11 protein-coding genes are annotated in these 16,678 nt (G+C 44.8%); 3 read left to right on the top strand and 8 right to left on the bottom strand.

Annotation, left to right across the window (positions count from 1 at the left end; all coding sequences use genetic code 11):
* Positions 1-18: 18 nt before the first annotated feature.
* Genes L5M49_RS11740 through L5M49_RS11715 form a run of 6 tightly spaced genes read right to left on the bottom strand, consistent with a single transcriptional unit; the run spans position 19 to position 7,379 of the window.
* The gene (locus L5M49_RS11740) at positions 19-1,740 is read right to left on the bottom strand and encodes a BatD family protein (protein ID WP_263266128.1); all 1,722 of its coding nucleotides are present in this window, start codon (positions 1,738-1,740) and stop codon (positions 19-21) included.
* Positions 1,734-3,785 (bottom strand): VWA domain-containing protein, encoded by a 2,052-nt coding sequence (locus L5M49_RS11735; RefSeq protein WP_263266126.1) that lies wholly within the window; start codon positions 3,783-3,785, stop codon positions 1,734-1,736. Before L5M49_RS11735 ends, L5M49_RS11740 begins: the two co-directional genes overlap by 7 nt.
* Positions 3,785-4,804: a vWA domain-containing protein gene (locus L5M49_RS11730; RefSeq protein ID WP_263177966.1), complete on the bottom strand. Its 1,020-nt coding sequence runs from the start codon at positions 4,802-4,804 to the stop codon at positions 3,785-3,787. The genes L5M49_RS11735 and L5M49_RS11730 overlap by 1 nt, the downstream gene beginning before the upstream one ends.
* A complete protein-coding gene (locus L5M49_RS11725; RefSeq protein WP_219251529.1) occupies positions 4,798-5,442 on the bottom strand; it encodes a DUF4381 domain-containing protein in 645 nt (214 codons plus the stop codon). The genes L5M49_RS11730 and L5M49_RS11725 overlap by 7 nt, the downstream gene beginning before the upstream one ends.
* Before the next feature lie 2 nt (positions 5,443-5,444).
* Complete coding sequence (locus L5M49_RS11720) at positions 5,445-6,398, bottom strand: DUF58 domain-containing protein (RefSeq protein ID WP_263266125.1); 954 nt, start codon at positions 6,396-6,398, stop codon at positions 5,445-5,447.
* 24 nt (positions 6,399-6,422) lie between these two features.
* Positions 6,423-7,379, bottom strand: coding sequence for an AAA family ATPase (locus L5M49_RS11715; RefSeq protein WP_028761051.1), 957 nt, complete (start codon positions 7,377-7,379; stop codon positions 6,423-6,425).
* Positions 7,380-7,641: 262 nt separating this feature from the next.
* Between L5M49_RS11715 and fadI the strand changes: the two genes are divergently transcribed.
* The 3 genes from fadI (at position 7,642) to L5M49_RS11700 (ending at position 11,664) form a co-directional block, all read left to right on the top strand.
* Positions 7,642-8,952, top strand: coding sequence for an acetyl-CoA C-acyltransferase FadI (gene fadI / locus L5M49_RS11710; protein ID WP_263184863.1), 1,311 nt, complete (start codon positions 7,642-7,644; stop codon positions 8,950-8,952).
* Between the two features lie 5 nt (positions 8,953-8,957).
* On the top strand, positions 8,958-11,084 hold the full coding sequence (gene fadJ, locus L5M49_RS11705; protein ID WP_263266124.1) for a fatty acid oxidation complex subunit alpha FadJ: 2,127 nt from the start codon (positions 8,958-8,960) through the stop codon (positions 11,082-11,084).
* A 379-nt stretch (positions 11,085-11,463) separates the two neighbouring features.
* Positions 11,464-11,664, top strand: coding sequence for a hypothetical protein (locus L5M49_RS11700; RefSeq protein ID WP_263254714.1), 201 nt, complete (start codon positions 11,464-11,466; stop codon positions 11,662-11,664).
* A 314-nt stretch (positions 11,665-11,978) separates the two neighbouring features.
* On the opposite strand, the gene L5M49_RS11695 is transcribed toward L5M49_RS11700, so the two are convergent.
* Both L5M49_RS11695 and L5M49_RS11690 read right to left on the bottom strand, forming a co-directional pair.
* Positions 11,979-12,212: a hypothetical protein gene (locus L5M49_RS11695; RefSeq protein ID WP_317630124.1), complete on the bottom strand. Its 234-nt coding sequence runs from the start codon at positions 12,210-12,212 to the stop codon at positions 11,979-11,981.
* 109 nt (positions 12,213-12,321) lie between these two features.
* A complete protein-coding gene (locus tag L5M49_RS11690; RefSeq protein ID WP_263266123.1) occupies positions 12,322-16,602 on the bottom strand; it encodes an EAL domain-containing protein in 4,281 nt (1,426 codons plus the stop codon).
* Between the last annotated feature and the right edge of the window lie 76 nt (positions 16,603-16,678).

The raw sequence follows: 16,678 nt of genomic DNA, 5'->3' as shown, positions 1-16,678 counted from the left end.
TGTCATTAACCCCATCATTTATTTAGGATTCAGTGGGCTTAATGGCGCTGATTTTGTGTTTGAATGTTTATGCTCACAGGCCTTAACCGCGTTAAGTAAGGCGGTACATTCGGCGCTTAAGTGGCTATTTGTATTGTTAGAATTCGCACTGCTCGTATTAGCACTGTCAGTATGGTGGCTCTTATCGGCCTTCGCACTGTAGGCTTTGATTTGCAGTTGCTGTATCGCTGCTGCCAGTTGCGGTGACTGCTCAGCAATCTTATCTAATGTCATAGGCGTTTGCTGTAACTCACTGAAATATCGCTGCAATTGCAACATAATTCGACTCACATCGCCACTGGCACAGGCTTGCTCTAATCCTTTCAAGCCGGAGGCAGTCACTGATTGTGCTGAACTGATTGAAGAGTTTACTGCAATTGGGGCGGCCGTTTGATTTTTTAAGGCGCGGCGCCAAGCGACTAAGGTGATAATCCAAGCGACTAGAGTGACCAGCCATAGCGCAGCAAAAACCGTGGTTAGCCAAGACCAGCCCTTATCGGCCGCGGAGTTGGTTTCCCATGTTGGTTGAGCTGGCGTATCACTGACAGCACCGCCTTCAACGACTATGGTACGCGCGGGCAGCGTTGCAGTTTCTTGACGTTTAAGGCGCGGATTCCACCAAGGCACTTTGATTTCGGGCAAGGTAAAGGTGCCCGCTTTGCTGGGAACGATTGCCGAAGTAATACTGTACTGCGAAACAATTTGTGCATCGCGCACAAAGGTTTGCCGCTGAGGTTTCTCTGGGTATGACTTGAGTTCATCGGGCAGGGTTTGCACTATATCAGGCAGACTATTTTCATCGGCATTGGAAGCCAACAGCGTAATAGTGCGGGTGATAGGGCTACCGACGGTAAACTTTTTAATATCCTCAGGGAAGTTTTCTTTTAGCGCTACTAAATCGGCAACTAGCCATTGGCCTTGGAAACTTGTTGGTGCGGGATTCACTTGAACTGTCAGTGAGGGCGCGCCTGCTTGCATTGGGCGGCTTTCATTAAAGCCAAACATACCGCCGCGGCGTTGGGCTTCTACCAACACATCGCCAGCAAAGGTTGCACCTTTGATATTCACTTGGCCGGGCAAATCGGGAATGATGCCATAGGTGCGTTCAATCACGCGGTAACGTCGGCCATCGACTATCTCTGAACCATCCCTATCTTCACCGATTTGTTTGATCTGTGCGCCTTCGATTAATGGTGCACTCAATACGCCCCTTTGTAATTCTACCGCCAGATAGAGTTTCACCTTGTAGGTAATGAGCTGCCCAACATAGGCCTCGTCGGTCGAGACTTTGGCGTCAATGAACAGATTGTTCATTTGCGCGGGCTGGCTACCGGTTTCGACCACTTTGAGAGGAATAGGCGATGAGCTGACGCCGTCAATACTAAAGGCCGGAATGGTTAACTGACCTTGTTGTTTTGGCGCGAGCAGCACTTGCCAGCGGGTTTCTTTGACCGCATCGAAGTTCATGATTTGCGTGCTGCGACTCACGCTAGTACGGCCGACAATAAAATCTTTCAGTAGGGCGGATGTGTCAAGCTTTCCGGTATCGACTTCGTCATCGACACTGATGTTGAGCACAAAGTATTCGCCCTCCATCACTGGGTTGCGATCGACCGAGGCCTCAATTTTGCTAAGTGCAAAGGCGGGATGGGCCACTCCGATGGCAAGGAGTAGCAGGATAAAAAATTGTCTCGTCACCACTGTTCGTTATCCTTTGATATTTGGCCATTTTGACGGCGTTTTTGATATTCCAACTGCATCTTGTTGCGCAGTAACACTTGCGGGTCTTCACTCACGCCCCTCAGTGCTCGTTGCATTTCTGCGGGCAGTGGCTCGCTATTGGTTGGCGGTGCCTCGACCGATTCACTCATAGCAGCCTCTTGTTTATCTTGCGCATTTTGCTCAGGAGCTTCTTTGGCGGCAACGCTTTGCTTTTCTTGTTCTGCTGACTTTTGCTCTTCAGCATCGGCTTTAGCCTGCGCTTGCATCTTAGCTTCATTATCTACCGGCTCATTTTCCTGCTGAGCTTGTTGATCCTGTTGCGCTTTATCTTCAGCGGGATCTTGCTGAGCTTCATTCTGCTTGTCCTGAGCATTGCCATTTTGCTTATCTTGCTCAGACTGTTGCTCATTCGTTTTTTGCTGCTCAGGGCTTTGCTCAGAATTGGCATCGTCCTGTTGATCCTGAGACTCTTGCCCTGCTTGATCTTGCTTATCTTTCTGAGCGCTATCTTGGTCAGATTGCTGTTTATCCTGCGACTTTTGGTCACCAGACTGTTGATCACCTGATTGGGGATCACCGGACTGTTGATCGCCTTGTTGATCTTGGTTCTTATCCTGTTGCTCGTTTTTACCTTGCTGTTGTTGCTGTTCTTGCAATAACTTTTCAGCTAGTTCAAGGTTGGCCTTGGCCGCAGGGAAATCAGCTTGTTTCTCAAGTGCGGCTTGATAGCGCTCCTTGGCCTTATCGGGTTTACCGAGCTGCATCAACGCATTGCCTTGATTGTAGAGGCCTTGGGCTGAGCTATCTTGCTCGAAGGTTTTCAGTGCTTGCGCAAAATCACCGGCTTTGTATTGGGCGCTGCCACGCCATTGGGGCGACTCAAACTGCTTAGCGGCGTTGGCATAATCTTGGGATTGATAGGCCTGCATCGCTTGTTGATCTGTGGTTTTCCACACATTGTCCCAGGCATTGTCCCACACACTGGCATGGGCTGGCTGAGGCACAGCCGCGAGCAGTAAGCTGCCAGCAAGAGTGATAAATCCAACACTGGCCACGATTCCTTGTCTAAAGCTGAAAAGGGCGGGTAGCAGTAATAATAAGGCGAGGTAAGGACCGAGATCCTGCCAAGTTTCACCATCAAGATCTGTGGCTTTCGCATCGCCAGCATCGCTTAACCATTGCTGTAATTGGGCGAGATCATTACCGTCGGTGCGATTCTGGATCAGAACGCCTTTGTTATTCACGGCCAGTTTTTGTAGCAGAGCGAAATCAGTGCTGGCCACAACGACTTCGTTGCTGCTGTCGCGTTGTAATTGTCCATCGGGTAGACGGATTGGCGCGCCTTGGCTGGTGCCAAAAGCGACGACAGCGAGGCGATATTGGGTGCCACTTAATGCCGAGTTAGCCTCATCAAACTGGGCAGCAGTTATGCCATCTGTCATCAGGATAATATCACCGCGAATATGCCCACCTTGAGCCAGTAGCGTTTTGGCTTGGGTCAAGCCTGCCGCTAAGTTTGAGCCACGAACGGGCATGATCTCAGGACTTAAGGTCGGCAGTAAATTGAGTAATGTGCCGGTATCACGGGTTAATGGGCTGATAGTAAAGGCATCGCCGGCAAAGGCGACTAAACCTGTTTCACCTTCTTTAAGATTACGTAGGAGATCCGTTGCCCTAAATTTGGCTTGGGTTAACCGATTCGGCGCAAGATCGGTGGCGAACATAGATACGGACATGTCCATCACCAGTACGCGGCCTTGCTCGGCGGCAAACACAGGTAAGGATTGTTTATTAACGGCAGGTCCGGCGAGTGCCAAGGTCGCAATCAACCAAGTTAAGGCTAATAAATGCAACGGACGGCGGGATTTCTTATTGCCTTGGGTGACCAATATCTTGGCTAAGTGCGGCGCAATATAACGATTCCAAGCGCTGTGGCTCTCGTGTTGCCGCCATAAACTCAACAAGGCTAAGGCTAGCGGCACTAGGGCGAGTAGCCATTCGGGACGAATAAAATGTAGGCTCATTATTTGATGTTCCCCTGTGAAGTGGTTGCGACAGAGGGTTTAACGCGGCGCGCTGCAAAGAGTGGCAATTGACCTAAGGCAATCCACAGACTCGTCAGTAATGTCAGTGCCAGCGGCCAATAGAACAGATCTGCCTGCGGACGATAGCTTAACTGGTCGCGACTCACAGGTTCGAGTTTATCGATTTCTTGGTAAATCTGGTCTAGCTCTTGGCTGTTACGGGCGCGAAAATAACGGCCGTGGGTGACGTCGGCGATATGCTTAAGTTGGTTTTCATCCAGATCCATTGAGGGATTAACCCGCTCGCGGCCAAAGAGTGTACGGCGCTCCATTACATCTGCGCCCACACCAACCGTATAAATAGTAACTTTACGATTAGCGGCAATTTGCGCTGCTTGCTCTGGTTCTATATTGCCCGCGTTGTTAGAGCCGTCGGTCAATAAAATCAATACTCTATTACTCTCGTCCATTTTATCGAAGCGTTTTACCGCTAGAGCGATAGCTTCACCTATGGCGGTTTGCTTACCGACTAAGCCAATTTGTGCTTCTTTTAAAAATTGCGCCACTGAACGTCTGTCTTGGGTCAGCGGCGCCTGTAAATAGGCGTGATCGGCAAAGAGGATCAAGCCGATACGATCACCCTTGCGGCGCTCGATAAAGTCACTGACGACGTGCTGAATTAAAGTGAAACGATCAACGGTTTTGCCATTCACCACCATGTCTTCAATCTGCATACTGCCGGATAAATCCACCGCCATCATCAAATCACGGCCTTGGCTTGGCAGTTCGATAGGTTCACCAAGCCATTGAGGACGAGCAATAGCGAGCACTAACAGGCACCACATCAGCCAGTAGCGTTTGCGGCTCTGACGCGTATTGGCCGTTAAGCTTTGTTTACCCGTTTGGCTTATTCCGGGTAATTGCAGCCGGCCACCATCCACTTGTACTGTGTGTTGGCGCCAAAAAATCAAAGGTAAAGGCAATAATATCAATAGCCAAGGCCATGCAATTGTTAACATTGTGCCTCCGGTTGTTTGGTGTCAGCTGGCTGGATTGGCGCTTGGCTTTTAGCTTGAGCGTCGCCACTAGCTTGAACGTAGCCCTTAGCTAAAACAAGAGTCGACTCAGGCGCACTCAGTTTTGCTTTCGATGCCAACCAAGCCTGTGTGAGTTGATGCAATTCATTGGCTTCAGCTAAGGTCAATGGCGTTGCCTGATGGCGTTTGGCTAATAAGGGGCCGATATGTTGGCGTTTATGCTCGGGTAAATAGCTGTCTAACCAAGCCGCCCAAGCTTCGCCATCTAAGGAGGCTATTGCTTCTCTGCTGAGGTAACTCATGGCGGTGCGCTTTAATAGGCTGTTGACGTCAGAGGCATAGGACGTCGCTTGTCTATCGAGCTGATTGAGTAACTGTTTAGCGGCTTTTTTCGGCGCAAAGTCACGGGCGCGTTTTCTTAGCCAGATAACTAAGAGTGTGATGAGGGCAATCACAAGTGCTAAAACCAGCCAATAACCGATTGCCCAAGGCCAAGCGCCGATCGGATCGGGATGAATAATATCCTGCAGTTGTGCAAGGGCTGGGTTTGACGCCGTAGAAGGCATAGGTACTGCTGCCTGTGGATTTGCTATTTCTGAATTCACTGTTGCTGGATCCATAGTTAACGCAATAATTCCAATTGGTGGGCTAGGGGAGCACCCGCATCTATGAGCTGGGTGCGTACGCGCAGTTGCTGCATCATGGCGATAAAGTCCTTTTGCTGACGCAACTGAATGTCGAGCCAAGCCTGATAACTGTGGCGGGTAAGCACTAAGTCCTCATCCCCATCCTGTACCGGCAAATTAAAGTTGTGCGGTAACGGCAGTGTACCTTGACGCAGAGGATCGGTAATAAGATAGGCACCCACATCGCAATGACGCTTAAGCTCGGTGAGAGGCGCGATACATTGGGGACTAAAATGGCTGCCATCTGTCACTATCCAAACTAAGGAGCCGGGTTTGGCGATACGTTGTAATCGCTGACAGGCACGCAGGATATGGTCAGGATCGCGCTGGCCACTGCCAACATGATTGAGCTGATTTTCGTGCACACGGCGCAGGCCTGAGATCAATTGCAATATGCCCTGACGACGGCTGCGGGGTTTGAGCTCTAAATGCTCAGATTCGCAGGCGATCAAGGCGCCGAGCCGATCGCCATGGTTAATCGCATTCCAACCTAAGGTGGTCGCAAGGTGTCCTGCTTGCACCGATTGCAGCAATAAACTCGAACCAAAATAGAGGCTTTGGCTCAAGTCGATTAACAATAAAATAGGGCGCTCACGTTCTTCGACAAATAACTTAGTGTGAGTTGTGCCCGTACGAGCGGTAACGCGCCAATCAATGGTGCGCACATCGTCGCCCTGTTGGTAGTGGCGCACCTCGGCAAACTCCATACCGCGGCCTTTGATTAAGCTGCTGCGATGGCCCGCTAAATTAGCGCGGGCACGGCTATAACGCTCAGGCATAGCTCGGGCGATATTTTGGCACGCCAGCAGCTCTTGCTCGGTTAAATGCAAGCCATCGGCAAAAAGCGGCAAGCCATCGACCGAGGCTGAGAGTCGCGCTGTGTCACTCATCTTATTTCACCTTTATCTTCACCGTTAAGGTACTGCAACTTGACTTAAGATGTGGTTGATCACGTGATCGCGGCTGACACCTTCGGCCTGTGCTTGGTAGCTGAGTAGGAGTCTATGGCGTAATACATTTGGCGCGACGGCTTGAATGTCTTCCGGTGAAACAAAGTCTCGCTCGTGCAGCCAAGCACGGGCGCGGGCGCAGCGTTCTAATGAAATGGTTGCGCGCGGGCTGACGCCGTACTCAAGCCACTTAGCTAAGTCTTCGCTGTAACGTAAAGGCTCACGGGTCGCCATCACGATTTCGACTATGTACTTTTCGAGCGGCTCGGCAAGATAGATTTCCATGGCTTCGTCACGGGCGGCAAACACATCCGCCTGAGCAATCGGCTCAGTGGTTGGCAATTCGTGGGTCAGTGCTTCTTTGCGGGATTGACGCAGAATTTCGATTTCAGTCTCACCGCTTGGGTAATCAAGGTTTAAGTGCATCAGAAAACGGTCAAGCTGTGCTTCGGGCAGCGGATACGTGCCTTCGTTCTCTAATGGATTTTGGGTGGCCATCACTAAAAACAGCGGCGGTAGCTTATAGCTGTGCTTACCAACTGTGACTTGGCCTTCGGCCATGGCTTCTAATAAGGCTGACTGAACTTTGGCTGGGGCACGGTTAATTTCGTCCGCCAAGATTAAATTGTGGAAAATCGGTCCGGCTTCAAATTCGAAGGTGCCAGTTTGCGAGCGATAGATATCTGTACCAGTTAAGTCGGCGGGCAGTAGATCTGGGGTAAATTGAATGCGGTGGAAATCGCCCTCAACCCCGTCACATAAGGCTTTCACCGCACGGGTCTTGGCCAGCCCCGGTGGTCCTTCAACTAATAAGTGGCCATTGGCAATTAAGGCAATGAGCAGATTTTCGGTCAATACTGGCTGCCCTAAAACAACCTTATTTAGGTAAGTGCGTAATGCGTGGAAGCGACTCAAAGGCATGATGCTACTCGTTTTATTATGTTGAAAATACGTGTGTGGGCTATAGACAACAGCTATGGTAAAGAATTCCCTTAGGGTTTGGCTAGTGTTAAAAAAACAAACAGGTGTTTAAAACTTGCTGACAAGAAGTTAGAATCAGATCACACTTTAATGGTCAGACCTGTTATTGGGCGTTTTTCGCCGTAAAACAATGGGTCAAACACGGAAATAGCTAGCGCCGCCTGAAATCTCTCAGCGATTGCGCACATAAAGAGGGTGACAAATGAGTGATAGACAACAGGTTACGAACGCCAAGGGTGAACGTATCGCCATTGTAGCGGGTTTAAGAACGCCCTTTGCAAAGCAAGCCACGGCATTCCACGGTGTATCGGCGCTCGATATGGGCAAAATGGTGGTCAATGAATTATTGGCGCGCTCTGAACTCGATCCTAAGCTGATTGAGCAATTAGTGTATGGACAAGTCGTGCAAATGCCGGCTGCACCTAACATTGCCCGTGAAATCGTACTCGGTACTGGCATGAATGTGTCGACCGATGCCTATAGTGTCACTCGCGCCTGTGCAACTAGCTTTCAATCTGCCGTAAACGTGGCTGAATCTATCATGACGGGTAATATCGAAATCGGTATTGCGGGCGGCGCCGACTCTTCCTCTGTATTACCTATCGGTGTATCGAAAAAATTAGCCCATGCGTTAGTCGATCTGAATAAAGCCCGTAGCTTTGGGCAAAAGTTACAAATTTTCCGCCGTTTAGGTTTAAAGGATTTATTACCTGTGCCGCCTGCGGTGGCAGAGTACTCAACGGGCTTGTCTATGGGACAAACCGCCGAGCAGATGGCAAAAACCTACAATATTAGCCGTGCCGATCAAGATGCCTTAGCGCACCGCTCACATACCTTAGCGAGCGAAACTTGGGCTTCGGGCCATTTGCGTGACGAAGTTATGGTCGCGCATATACCGCCGTATAAGCAGTTTATCGATCGCGATAACAATATCCGCGAAAACTCAGTATTGGAGTCATATGCTAAGTTGCGCCCTGCATTCGACAAACAACACGGTACTGTGACGGCGGCCAATAGTACGCCACTGACGGACGGTGCCTCAGCGATTATCCTGATGAGTGAAGGTCGAGCCAAAGCCTTAGGTTATCAACCGATTGGTTACATTAAGAGTTACGCCTTTAGCGCCATTGATGTGTGGCAAGATATGCTGATGGGGCCATCCTACGCGACGCCACTGGCGTTAAAACGTGCTGGAATGGAATTAGAAGATCTTACTCTGATTGAAATGCACGAAGCCTTTGCGGCGCAGACATTAGCGAATATGCAGATGTTTGCTTCGAAAAAATTTGCCGAAGAAAAACTCGGCCGCAACCGCCCGATTGGCGAAATCGACATGAGCAAGTTTAACGTGCTCGGCGGCTCGCTCGCTTATGGTCATCCTTTTGCGGCAACGGGAACCCGTTTAATCACCCAAGTGTGTCGTGAGCTTAAGCGCCGTGGTGGTGGAACTGGCTTAACGACGGCTTGTGCGGCCGGTGGTTTGGGTGTGGCTATGATAGTGGAAGTGGAGTAATCGGCATGGAAAAGACCTTTAATTTAACCCGCCGCGACGACGGCATTGCCATTTTGACTATGGATGTTCCTGGCGAAACCATGAACACCCTAAAAGCACAGTTTGGCCCTGAAATCAGTGAGATTCTGGCTGAGATTAAAAGCGATCCTCATATTCGTGGACTCGTGCTGATCTCGGGCAAGAAAGATTCTTTCGTCGCGGGCGCGGACATTTCCATGCTCGATGCCTGTAAAACGGCGGCCGATGCCAAAGCCTTATCCCAGCAAGGGCATGTGGTTTTTAATGAGTTAGAAGCCTTAAAAATTCCTGTAGTGGCGGCAATCCATGGTGCCTGTTTAGGTGGTGGTTTAGAGTTAGCCTTAGCCTGCCATCAAAGGGTATGTAGCGACGATGGTAAAACCATGCTCGGCGTACCGGAAGTTCAACTTGGCTTATTACCTGGCGGCGGTGGGACTCAACGTTTGCCTCGTTTAGTCGGTATTACCACCGCCTTAGACATGATGTTGACCGGTAAACAAATCCGTCCTAAACAAGCCTTGAAAATGGGCTTAGTGAATGATGTTGTACCGCAGACCATTTTGCTGCAAACCGCAGTTGAGATGGCGCTTGCTGGTAAACGTGCACCGAAACCTGTTAAAAAGTCACTCGTTAATCAAGTGCTTGAAGGCACGAGCTTTGGCCGTAACATTATTTTCGATCAAGCGACTAAACAAGTCGAAAAGAAAACCCAAGGTAATTATCCAGCACCAGCCAAGATCATTGACTGCGTGCGTCAAGGGATTGCGAAGGGGATGCAAAAAGGGCTAGAAGTCGAAGCGAGTCACTTTGCCGAATTAGTGGTATCAAAAGAATCTGCAGCGCTGCGCAGTATTTTCTTTGCTACCACAGAAATGAAGAAAGAAACCGGCGCTGAGGGTGCTACGCCGCGTAAAGTGAAGAAAGCGGTGATCTTAGGTGGCGGTTTAATGGGCGGAGGCATCGCCTCTGTGACGACCACTAAGGCTAAAATCCCTGTTCGCGTCAAAGACATCAGTGAAAAAGGTTTAAGCAATGCATTAGCCTACGCTTATAAGTTGTTGGATAAAGGGGTAAAGCGCCGCCATATGACGCCTGCTGCCCGTGACAACTTAATGGCGCTGATGACGACAACCACTGAGTATAAAGGCGTTAACGATGCCGATATCGTTGTGGAAGCGGTATTTGAAGATTTAGCACTTAAGCATCAAATGGTGAAAGACATTGAGCGTGAGTGTGGTGAGCACACTATTTTTGCGTCAAACACCTCATCTTTGCCAATTAGCCAAATCGCTGAGGCGGCAACGCGTCCCGAGAACGTGATTGGTCTGCATTATTTCTCGCCAGTGGAAAAAATGCCGCTGGTGGAAGTGATTGCCCATGCTAAAACGTCACCAGAAACCATTGCGACTACTGTCGCATTTGCCCGTAAGCAAGGTAAAACACCGATAGTGGTGCAGGATGGTGCGGGTTTCTACGTGAACCGTATTCTGGCTCTGTATATGAATGAGGCCGCGCAATTACTACTTGAAGGCCAAAGTGTTGAGCATTTGGATAAAGCTTTAGTGAAATTTGGCTTCCCTGTGGGACCGATTACTTTGCTCGACGAAGTGGGTATCGACGTGGGCGCAAAAATTTCACCGATCCTTGAAAAAGAATTGGGTGAACGTTTTAAAGCGCCAGCCGCATTTGACAAGCTTTTAGGTGACGATCGTAAAGGCCGCAAAAATGGCAAAGGATTTTATCAATACGGCCAAAAAGACTCTAGCAAGAAAGCGAAAGTCGTCGATGAGAGTGTTTATGGCGTGTTAGGCATTAAGCCTGGCACCAATAAAGACGCAAAAGCGGTTGCTGAGCGTTGTGTCGTACAAATGCTCAATGAAGCGGTGCGTTGTTTAGATGATGGTATTATCGCATCGCCAAGAGATGGCGATATTGGCGCCATTTTTGGTATTGGCTTCCCGCCATTCCTCGGTGGCCCATTCCATTATATTGACTCTTTAGGCGCCGCGAACTTAGTGAAGATCCTTGAAGGTTATCAAAGTCAATTCGGTAACAGATTCGAACCTTGTGAGCGCTTAAAAACCATGGCTCAAGAAAACGCGCGTTTCTTCTAAGTTTCAGTGAATCTAAGTCATCGTTAATCTAGGTCTTAGTTAATCAAAATTGAACAAAAAAGCGGCAGATTATTGCCGCTTTTTTTATTGCCATAAGGCATGTTTTTGCCTAAAAAATGTTCATGTTGGGGATGTGGATCTTGTATAATCCGAGCCCTTTATCGAGAGTTCGGTATTACGTGTTCTGTACTGAGAGCGCAGCGAGGAATGAGTATTGCTCGTTTATGCATAATGCGGAGAACTTTTTATCCTGCCGTTAAAACGACGTATTTAACATGCGCATCAATCACCAAGACTACGCGAGTAGCATCCGCATTTTAATGAGGAATTAATTTCTCTACATTTATGATTTATTTAGTTGTTTTCAAAGAGGTGGTTTGTGGTTTTGCTGGTTATCTTTATCGCATTAATCTCGGCTTGGTACTTTGGCTTGGCTGCATTTACCGCAGGTCTTACTGTTAAGCATTGGGTGCTGCTGGGTTTTGTGCTCGGGCCTCTGGCTTATCCACTCTTTACGACACACCGCCATTTAGCCTTGAGGAAAATCCGTTGTAGTGAGGAAGGGATATTAAATAGCTAATTTATTAATTTGTTAGGTAACTTCCATGACTACATGACTACATGACTATTTAGTACTTTTATATTCACTTAAGACTAAAGGGAGTCAATGCTCCCTTTATTGTTTCTAAGCTGCGCTAACTTAATTAACTATCACTGTACATGAGTTAGACTCATGTCTACAGAACTTAAATTAGTTCCACCAACCTTTTGCAGAAATCACTTCAAGGTGATTCAAGCCTTCAGGCAACTTAACTTTTTTACGCGCTGGCTTGGATAAACCGAGTGCTTTTTTGATTGAATTTAACATAGTCACTCTCCTTTTACTTAATTTCGTTATGCGATTTCAAATAATTTGAATTTAACATTAGGAGCGCCCGCAACTTCGAGTGGCTTGAATTTAACATTAGGAGCGCCCGCAACTTCGAGTGGCTTGAATTTAACATTAGGAGCGCCCGCAACTTCGARTGGCTTGAATTTAACATTAGGAGCACCTTCAAGCGAAACGCTATTTGCAGCTAAATAAATTGAAGATAATAAAGTAACTGTTACTAGGATTCCTTTAATCATTCTAATTCTCTCTCAGGGTAGTTGATATTGATTTATTATTGACACTGATAGTGCTATTGCACTTGTTGTGCCAATGTTGTAAATCGCAATCAAATTGAGAGTGGATTGATTATGTAATGTTGCTTTTTGTGTTTGGCTTTATCATGTCTTCTTTAAGTAGCAGGGTAAATTCGCTCTCCTTTATGGCCTTACTAAAAATATAGCCTTGAATTTCTTCACAGTTGAGTGCCCGTAAAATGTTCAATTGTGCTGCTTGTTCTACCCCTTCTCCCACAACAGAAAGCCCCATGTTATGGGCGATAGTGATAATAGAATCGACCATTTTGAGATCGCGATCAGACTTATCAATATCGTCAACAAAAGCTTTATCAATTTTTAAAGTATGAATCGGGAAACGTTTTAAGTATGAAAGGGACGAGTATCCAGTGCCGAAATCATCTAGTGCCAAACTAACGCCCATTTTAGCAAGTTGCTGCATGACGATAATCGCCGTTTCCGGCTGTTTAATGACGGTGCCCTCAGTTATTTCTAATTCAAGATGACATGCGGGTAGTTTGGTGAGTCTTAAAATTGACTCTATTCGTTGTTGAATATCGGGTAGAGCAAATTGACGTGACGATAAATTGACGGCGACTCTGCCGCTGAATATGCCTTGTTCACGCCATTTCTGTGCTGCGAAACAGGCTTTGCGTAAGACGATTTCACCAATTTCAACAATTAAGCCGTTTTCTTCAGCAAGCGGAATAAAATCATTGGGGGGAATTAAACCATGTATTGGATGATTTAATCTGACTAAAGCCTCCATACCTGCAATTTTACCGCTTTTAAGATCAACCTTAGGTTGATAATAAACTTCAAATAGATCATCTTTTAAACCTTCACGGATAAGATTTTCTACTTCTAATTGCCTAATTGCATGTTGGTTTAAAGACTCAGAATAAAACTGGTAGCAATTACCTCCTGCTGACTTAGCATGGTACATAGCAATGTCAGCCTTTCTCAGTAATGCTTGCTCGCTTTGCTCATCTTCTGGGAATAGCACTATGCCAATACTTAACCCTAGGACTAGCTGTTCATTGCTAACGTCAAATGCAGGTTTTAATCCCTCAATAATACGGTTAGCTATTGCTGCACTGGCGTTTATATCTGAACCTTTGTCTAATACAATGGCGAATTCATCTCCGCCTAGACGATAAATACTGGTATTTTTAGGAAGTAAGGACTTAATGCGGGTAGCAACGAGCTTTAATAACGTATCCCCAATTTGATGGCCTAGGGAATCATTAATACGTTTAAAATTATCAAGATCAAGCACCATAAGAGCATGAGCTATTTCTCGATTCACTAGGTTATTTAAGGTCACTTGTAAGTTGGAGCGATTAGGTAGTCCGGTTAAGAGATCGTTATTGGTTAATTTTCTAAGCTCTTCTTCTTGCTGCTTACGTCTTGATATATCAGAAAAAACACCAACATAGTGTGACAATTCGCCTAACTCATCATAGATAGCATCGATAGTGAGCTCCATATGGAAGTGACTGTTATCTCCTCTGGCGGCTTCGACTTCATTTGCCCAGCGACCTTGCTGTTTTAACATAGTTCTGATTTGGGTGGAGAAGGTTTCTGGATATAAATCAAATGTGAGTAAGTTGCCAATAAAATCAGTTCGGTTACGTAATGAAATTTTACAGCAAGCTTCGTTGACTTCGACAAAACGGTATTCGTTGTCGAGGATAAACATGCCTTCCGAGATATTTTCAATCGCTTTTTCAAAGAGTTTTAGCTGCTCTTCTTTTTGTTTAAATTGACTAATATTTTTAATCGTTCCAGTCATTCGCAGGGCATTATCTTTGTCATCCCGCTCTACAATCTTGGCGCGGTCTAAAATCCATACCCAATTGTCGTCTTTGCCTTTTACCCTATATGCGGCTTCAAAATGATCTGTTTCACCATAAAAATGCTTATTAAGCGCTTCACGGACACGTTCTTGATCCATAGGATGTATATTACTTTCTTCATCCGATTTACCTGAACGATGTCCATCACGGGGAAATTCAAGTGCTCCCCAAATATTTGAGCGAAAAATGTTGCCAGTTTCTATGTCCCAGTCCCACATTTCATCACCACTTCCCCAAAGGGAAAGTTTTAATCTTTCTTCGCTGAGCGCTATTTGGCGTTGCACTTCTCTTTTTTTCAAGAGAACCTTGATACATATAAATGTCGCAAGTATTAATGCGATAAAATAAAATGATTTAGCATAGCCAGATAGCCACCAAGGAGGCGTTATTTCTATTTTTAAGCTATGAGTGGGCCCTGGTTCATTTGTGATAGGATTTACCCCATATACATTAAATGAGTATTCTCCTGGTGATAAATTAGTATATGTTGCTGAGTTATTTCCTTTATCAGCGATCCAATCATTTGACAAACCCTCCAATTGATAAAAGTAATCAATATTTATACTGCCAGATTTAGGTGAATTAAATCTTAATGTAAAAGGATAATCAGAATATTTTAACTCTATACTTGAAGATTTTGAAATTGATTTCTTAAATTTTCCTTCTCCAATTTTTTGTATTTCATTAAATATATAAAGGTCGCTAATAACCGTTTCTATTTTATCTCCTTTTATATATTCTTTTAGTTTTTCAGTATTTAGTTGGCTGATGCCATTTATTCCACCAAAATAAAAGTAGTTATCAATAGCGACTGCACTTTGTGTGTTATATTCATCTTGCGCACCAAAGTCGGTATTTAAAGTATAGATTTTATCGCCTATTTTTACAAGTAACTCTTGGATCGATGATGCTGCTATTTCATTGTTACTATTAATCGATAAAGAGTAAATAGGGTTTTTGCTATTGACAAGAAGTGTCACTGAATTATTCTTATGATTATAAGAGTAAATTGCTGACTTTGTACCGAAATATGTTATATCGTCTTTGTGTGCAATACTGTAAACAATACCACTGTCATATACTGTTCTTTCAATCCCATAACCTATTTCAATCAATCCAGCTTGTGTGGCGACAATATATTTTTCATTAGAGATTATTTTTATTTCAAAAATGGGTAATTTTTTATTTAGGACTAACTTTGGCGTAACTTTTTTACTTTCAATGTCAATCTCTTTTATTTCGAAATTACTAGTTCCAAATAAAATTTTGTTGTTTTTAATGTTTGACATTGCGACGATTTCATCGTCACTGACTTTTATGGGTTTAACATCATTATTCTGGGTGTAGTATAATCCATTTAAACCTCCAAAAAAAACACCATCTTTTATCGAAATTGCATTTGTTATGTTTTCAATATTGGTTGTAATTGTTTTTTTATTTTTCCTAAGAGTATTAATAATTGAAATGTTGTTTTTGTTTATCGAAGTGGTTAGTTCTTCATTGTTTTCTGATGTTATATTCCAAACATTTGTTTTTGAGTCGTTTATTAGGGAAACTATATTTTCATTGTTATCTATTAATGAAATTCCCATGTTAACTTTGGCTATGAATATATAGTTCTTACCCTGTGATAATAAATGTGGTTTCTGTGTTGAGTCTGTTCTAGATATACTTCCGATTATGGATTTCTTAAAGGTCTTTCTATTGAGGCTGTAAATGGAATCATCTTTTATGAAAATGATTTGTTTTTCAGAAATTGAAATGTTATCAATTTCAACGGATGAAATTTTACTTGCGCTTCTATTCTTTTCGTCAAATTTATAAATGGATGTATTTGTAAATATGAAATAGTTGTCGTCTATTTGGCTTATGTCTATTGCATTTTCAATTATCTTTTTTGACGTGTTTTCAAAGTAAAAAAATACTGTTCCGTCATGGTTTTTTAAAAGATATTCACTTCCAATTTTGATTACTCGCTTCACACTGTTAAAGTCTTTGTTTTCTATGCTGGATATTATTTTATTTGTATTGAGGTCGATTTCAATTATTTTGTTCTCGGCACCAATAATAATATTTCCATCAGAGATATTTAGTGACCATACTGCAATTTTTAAGTCTTCAATTTTTTCAAAACTTTCCTTTTCTGGCGAATAAACATTCAATCCTTTATCTGTTCCAATAAAGAGTTTTTCTCCATCAAAAATGGCACTTTGAATAAATGAACTATCAAGCCCTGAACCATCATTAGAATAGAATTTTTTGAATTCTCTACCATCAAATCGATTTAGTCCATTTAATGTTCCAATCCAAATGTAGCCATCAAGATCTTCTGCTATGGATGTTACAGTACTTTGAGATAGCCCTTCAGGCACACTGAAAAGCTTAGCTTTTAATTCTACAGGTATAGCCCCTTGTATAAGTTCTTGGCTTAAAAGGGGAAATTGGAATAAATTGAGAGTAATTAAGAGGAAAAAAGTCAATAGTGCTTTAGGCATAGTGTTTGTTCTTATTATCCGAGGATGCCATGAAACAATTGTGTTACATCACTTTTCCAGAAAGTGAGCGGTTTGT

This window comes from Shewanella sp. SM74 (assembly GCF_025653725.1).
In the GTDB taxonomy this organism is placed as follows: Bacteria; Pseudomonadota; Gammaproteobacteria; order Enterobacterales; family Shewanellaceae; genus Shewanella; species Shewanella oncorhynchi.
The sequence above is the reverse complement of the archived record's forward strand: the minus strand, read 5'-3'. Positions and strand labels throughout refer to the sequence as shown.